This window comes from Luteibacter sp. (genome assembly GCF_051958795.1).
Classification (GTDB): domain Bacteria; phylum Pseudomonadota; class Gammaproteobacteria; order Xanthomonadales; family Rhodanobacteraceae; genus Luteibacter.
The window spans coordinates 1-4,033 of the sequence record NZ_JBQCFT010000365.1 but is presented as its reverse complement, the minus strand read 5'-3'; the positions used below and the strand labels follow the sequence as shown (position 1 = coordinate 4,033).

4 protein-coding genes are annotated in these 4,033 nt (G+C 64.9%); 3 read left to right on the top strand and 1 reads right to left on the bottom strand.

The features are described from left to right. From ACTHLF_RS19380 to ACTHLF_RS19370, 3 genes are all read left to right on the top strand, one after another. Positions 1–564, top strand: a 564-nt coding sequence (locus ACTHLF_RS19380) for a TolC family protein (RefSeq protein ID WP_440329577.1), incomplete at its 5' end; no start/stop codon positions are given. Further along, the gene (locus ACTHLF_RS19375; protein WP_440329575.1) at positions 561–2,018 is read left to right on the top strand and encodes an HlyD family secretion protein; all 1,458 of its coding nucleotides are present in this window, start codon (positions 561–563) and stop codon (positions 2,016–2,018) included. The genes ACTHLF_RS19380 and ACTHLF_RS19375, both read left to right, overlap by 4 nt. 3 nt (positions 2,019–2,021) lie before the next feature. Then, positions 2,022–3,578: a DHA2 family efflux MFS transporter permease subunit gene (locus ACTHLF_RS19370; protein WP_440329573.1), complete on the top strand. Its 1,557-nt coding sequence runs from the start codon at positions 2,022–2,024 to the stop codon at positions 3,576–3,578. Positions 3,579–3,697: 119 nt separating this feature from the next. Here the strand turns inward: ACTHLF_RS19370 and ACTHLF_RS19365 are convergent. Further along, the coding region (locus ACTHLF_RS19365; protein ID WP_440329571.1) for an alkaline phosphatase family protein at positions 3,698–4,033 on the bottom strand (336 nt) is incomplete at its 5' end.

Below are 4,033 nucleotides of genomic sequence, written 5' to 3'. Positions count from 1 at the left end.
TCTTCAAAAAACATCGACCAGGCCCGCAAGGCCTACTACCCGGATGTGAGCCTGATGGGGCTCGGTGCGTTCCTGCGCACCTATCCCGACCTGGGCTCCGGTACGCGCACGGATCTCGGCCTCGCCAACATCGGGCCCTCGATCCAGCTACCCATCTTCAGTGGCGGCCGCTTGCGCGCGCAGGTGGAGACCGCCCAGGCACAGCTCGATAGCGCCGTGGCGCAATACGACAGTGCCGTCGTGCAGGCGGCGGGTGATGTCGCGCAAGGTATCGCGACGTTGCAGACGCTCGATGCGCGGCGAACCCAGCAGGACAGGCAGTACGACGCGACGGTGGCCCAGCAGCGCAAGGCCGGCGATCGCCGCTCGAAAGGCCTTATCGATGACCGCGACTGGCTGCGTGCCGACATGCAGGTGGATCAGCAACGCGATGCGCGCCTGCAGATCACCAGCCAGATGCTCTCCGCCAACCTCTCCCTGATCCATGCGCTGGGCGGCGGCTACTACGCCGACGATCTCCCCGCGCTGCCGGCCGGCCCCGCCGCGAAGGAAGCCACGCGATGACTACCGAGAACGAGATCCCGCGCGACGACGACGAGGGCGCACAGCAGCCACTGCCGTACAAGTATCGCTACAAGTACCTGCACAAGTACGGCGATGCCTCGGAGCCCGGTAAGGGCGACGGGGACGGCAAGGACGATGACGACGACGGGAAAGAGAGCGCCGGCAAGGACGAAAAGAAGGACGGCGACGATAGGGACGGGAAGAACGAGAAGAACGAGAAGAGCGACAAGGACGGCAAGGACAAAGACGGTAAGGATGAAGACAAGAAAGACACCGACGAAGAGCACCCGAAGAAAAAGCGCCGCAAGGTGATCATCCTTTCGGTGATCGCGGCAGTGTTCATCCTCGCCGGCCTCGCCTGGCTGTTGCTCTACATCTTCGTCTTCACCCAGCGCGAGAAGACCGACGACGCCTACGTAAAGGGCGATATGGTCACCATCTCGTCGCGTGTCGGCGGCACGGTCGTTGAAGTCGCGGTGGAAGAGACCGAGCGCGTGCACGCAGGCCAGGTCCTGATCAAGCTCGACCCCGTCGATGCGAACGTTGCGCTCATGAACGCGGAAGGCGAGCTCGCCCAGGCCGTGCGCGAGGCGCAGGCGAAGATCCAGCAGGCCAACCAGGCCGACGCGGCGATTCCCCAGCGTCGCGCCCAGTACGAACAGGCGCGCGACGAGTACAACCGCCGCCACCCGTTGCTCGAGCGGCGCGCGGTGTCGGCGGAAGAAGTCGACACGGGCAAGCGGCAGATGCAGCAGGCCTATGCCGCGTTGCAGGCGGCCGAACGCGAGGCGGCCGCCGCGCATGCGCAAGTTGATGGCACCACGGTTGAAAACTACCCCGCCGTGATCCAGGCGCGCTCCCAGTTCCGCAATGCGTGGGTCAACAACGGCCGCAATGCCATCGTCTCGCCCATCGAAGGCTATGCGGCAAGACGCCAGGTGCAGGTCGGCCAGCGCATCCAGGCCGGGCAGGATCTCCTCACCGTCGTGCCGTTGCAGGACTTGTGGGTCGACGGCAACTTCAAGGAAACCCAGCTCGAGAACATCCGGATCGGCCAGCCAGTGAAGATCACGACGGACATGTATTCCGACATGGAGTACCACGGCAAGGTCGTCGGCCTGAACGCGGGAACCGGCAGCGCCTTCTCGCTGCTTCCTGCGGAGAACGCCACGGGCAACTGGATCAAGGTGGTTCAGCGCCTGCCGGTACGCATCTCGATCGACCCGGAAGACCTGCGCAAGCATCCGCTGCGCGTCGGCCTTTCCACCTATGTGACCGTGGATACGCACGACCGCGATGGTCGGGTACTCGCGGATACGCCGCGAAGCAAACCGCTGGCGACGACGAACGTCTACGAACAGGAGATGGGCCAGGCGGACGAGCGCGCGGAGGCGATCATCAGGGAGAACACGGTGGCGCTGCCGACGCCGGTGCCGGCCAAGAGCGGCCGCTGAGCGATGGCGGGTAAGGGCCACGGGAACGGAAACGGCGCGCGGGAGCCGTTGCACGGCGGCCAGCTGGCGTTGCTGACCGCGGGTGTCGCACTGGCGACCTTCATGGAGGTGCTCGACATCTCCATCGTCAACGTCTCCGTCCGCACGATCGCCGGCAACCTGGGTGTCAGCAGCAACGAAGGCACGATGGCGATCAGTGCCTACTCCATGGCAAGCGCGGTCATGCAGCCGCTCACCGGCTGGGTCGCGCGGCGCTTTGGTGAAGTGCGCACCTTTACGATCTCGGTGCTGTTGTTCGTGATCTTCTCCGCCTGCTGTGGCCTCGCGCAGAGCATGCCCATGCTCATCGTGTTCCGGCTATTGCAGGGCGCCGTGTCGGGACCGATGGTGCCGCTATCGCAGACCCTGCTGCTCAATAACTATCCGCCCGCGCGGCGGCCCATCGCGCTGGCGCTATGGGCGATGACGGTGGTCGTGGCGCCGGTATTCGGACCGATCCTCGGCGGCTGGATCACCGACAACTACCACTGGTCGTGGATCTTCTTCATCAATATCCCGGTCGGCATCTTCGCGGTAATCATCACCATCACCCTCCTCAAGGATCGTGAATCGAAGGTGGTCAAGATGCCGGTCGATGCCATCGGCCTGTTCCTGCTGGCCGTAGGCGTGGGCTGCCTGCAGTTCATGCTGGATAACGGCAACGACGATGACTGGTTCACCTCGAACACGATCACCACGCTGGCGATCGTGTCACTGGTCTGCCTGACCTTCCTCATCGCCTGGGAGCTGATGCACAAGAATCCGGTCGTCGAGCTCCGGTTACTCGGCAAGCGGAACTTCTTCGTCGGCGTGCTCTGTCTGTCACTCGGCATGTTCGCATTCTTCGGCGGCACGGTCGTCATGCCGATGTGGGTGCAGGAGGTCCTGGGTTACACGGCCACCTGGGCCGGCTTCGTCGTCGCCCCCATCGGCATCCTGGCGATCTTCATGTCACCGCTCGTGGGCGCCTTCCAGAACCGCTTCGACCTGCGCGTGCTCAACACCGTGGGCTTCGCGATCTTCGCGGCGGCCTCGTTCTGGATGGCGAACCTCAACACGTCGGCGCCTTATCACGAGCTCGCGCTACCGCGCATGATGATGGGCGCGGGCGTGGCGCTGTTCTTCGTGCCGGTGAACCAGATCATCCTGGCGGGCATTCCTGACGAGCAGGTGGCGAGCGCCTCGGGCCTGTCGAACTTCTTCCGAACGTTGGCCGGCAGTATCGCCACGGCCGTGAGCACCACGATGTACTCGCACCGGACGACCTACCACCACGCGGTGCTATCCGAACACGTGGTGGCCGGCGACCGTACGACGCAGGAGTACCTGGACAAGCTGCAGATGTTCGGCGCGCAGGGACCGACGGCGAACGCTGCCCTCAACCGCATCGTCGACATGCAGGCCGCGACCCTCGCCGCGAACGACGTGTTCTGGCTCTTCGGCCTGCTGTTCGTGATGGCCATGGTCGCCATCTGGTTCGCGAAGCCGCCGTTCGCCTCCGGCGGCACGGGCGGGCACTAGCGACACCGCTGGCCGTAGGAGCCCACCCTGTGGGCGACATCCTTCGCGACGGTGCAGCACATGTCATGTGGCCTTTCGCGAGAGGCGTCGCCCACCGGGTGGGCTCCTACAACGACGCGTTACCCGAAGGCCAGCGTCTCGGTCAGGTCGCCCGGCGCCGGCCCACCTGCCTTCACCATCGCATCGTCACGCATCTGCAGGCCGGGCAGCTTCTCCAGCTTGAAACGCCGCGTGAGGAAGCGCGAGATCGAGCCGGTGTCGTAGATGGTGTGCTCGACGTGGCCCTTCTTCGCGAACGGCGAAATGACCAGCGCGGGGATGCGCGTACCCGGGCCCCAGCGATCGCCCTTGGGCGGCGCGATGTGATCCCACCAGCCGCCGTTCTCGTCGAAGGTGACGATGACGAGCATGTTCTTCCACTGCGGGCTCTGCTGCAGCTGGTGCACGATGCTGCC

What these genes read in the sequence shown, in the direction of transcription:
- ACTHLF_RS19370 (WP_440329573.1), top strand. Translation starts at nt 2,022, where the DNA reads ATGGCGGGTAAGGGCCACGGGAACGGAAACGGCGCGCGGGAGCCGTTG.
- ACTHLF_RS19375 (WP_440329575.1), top strand. Translation starts at nt 561, where the DNA reads ATGACTACCGAGAACGAGATCCCGCGCGACGACGACGAGGGCGCACAG.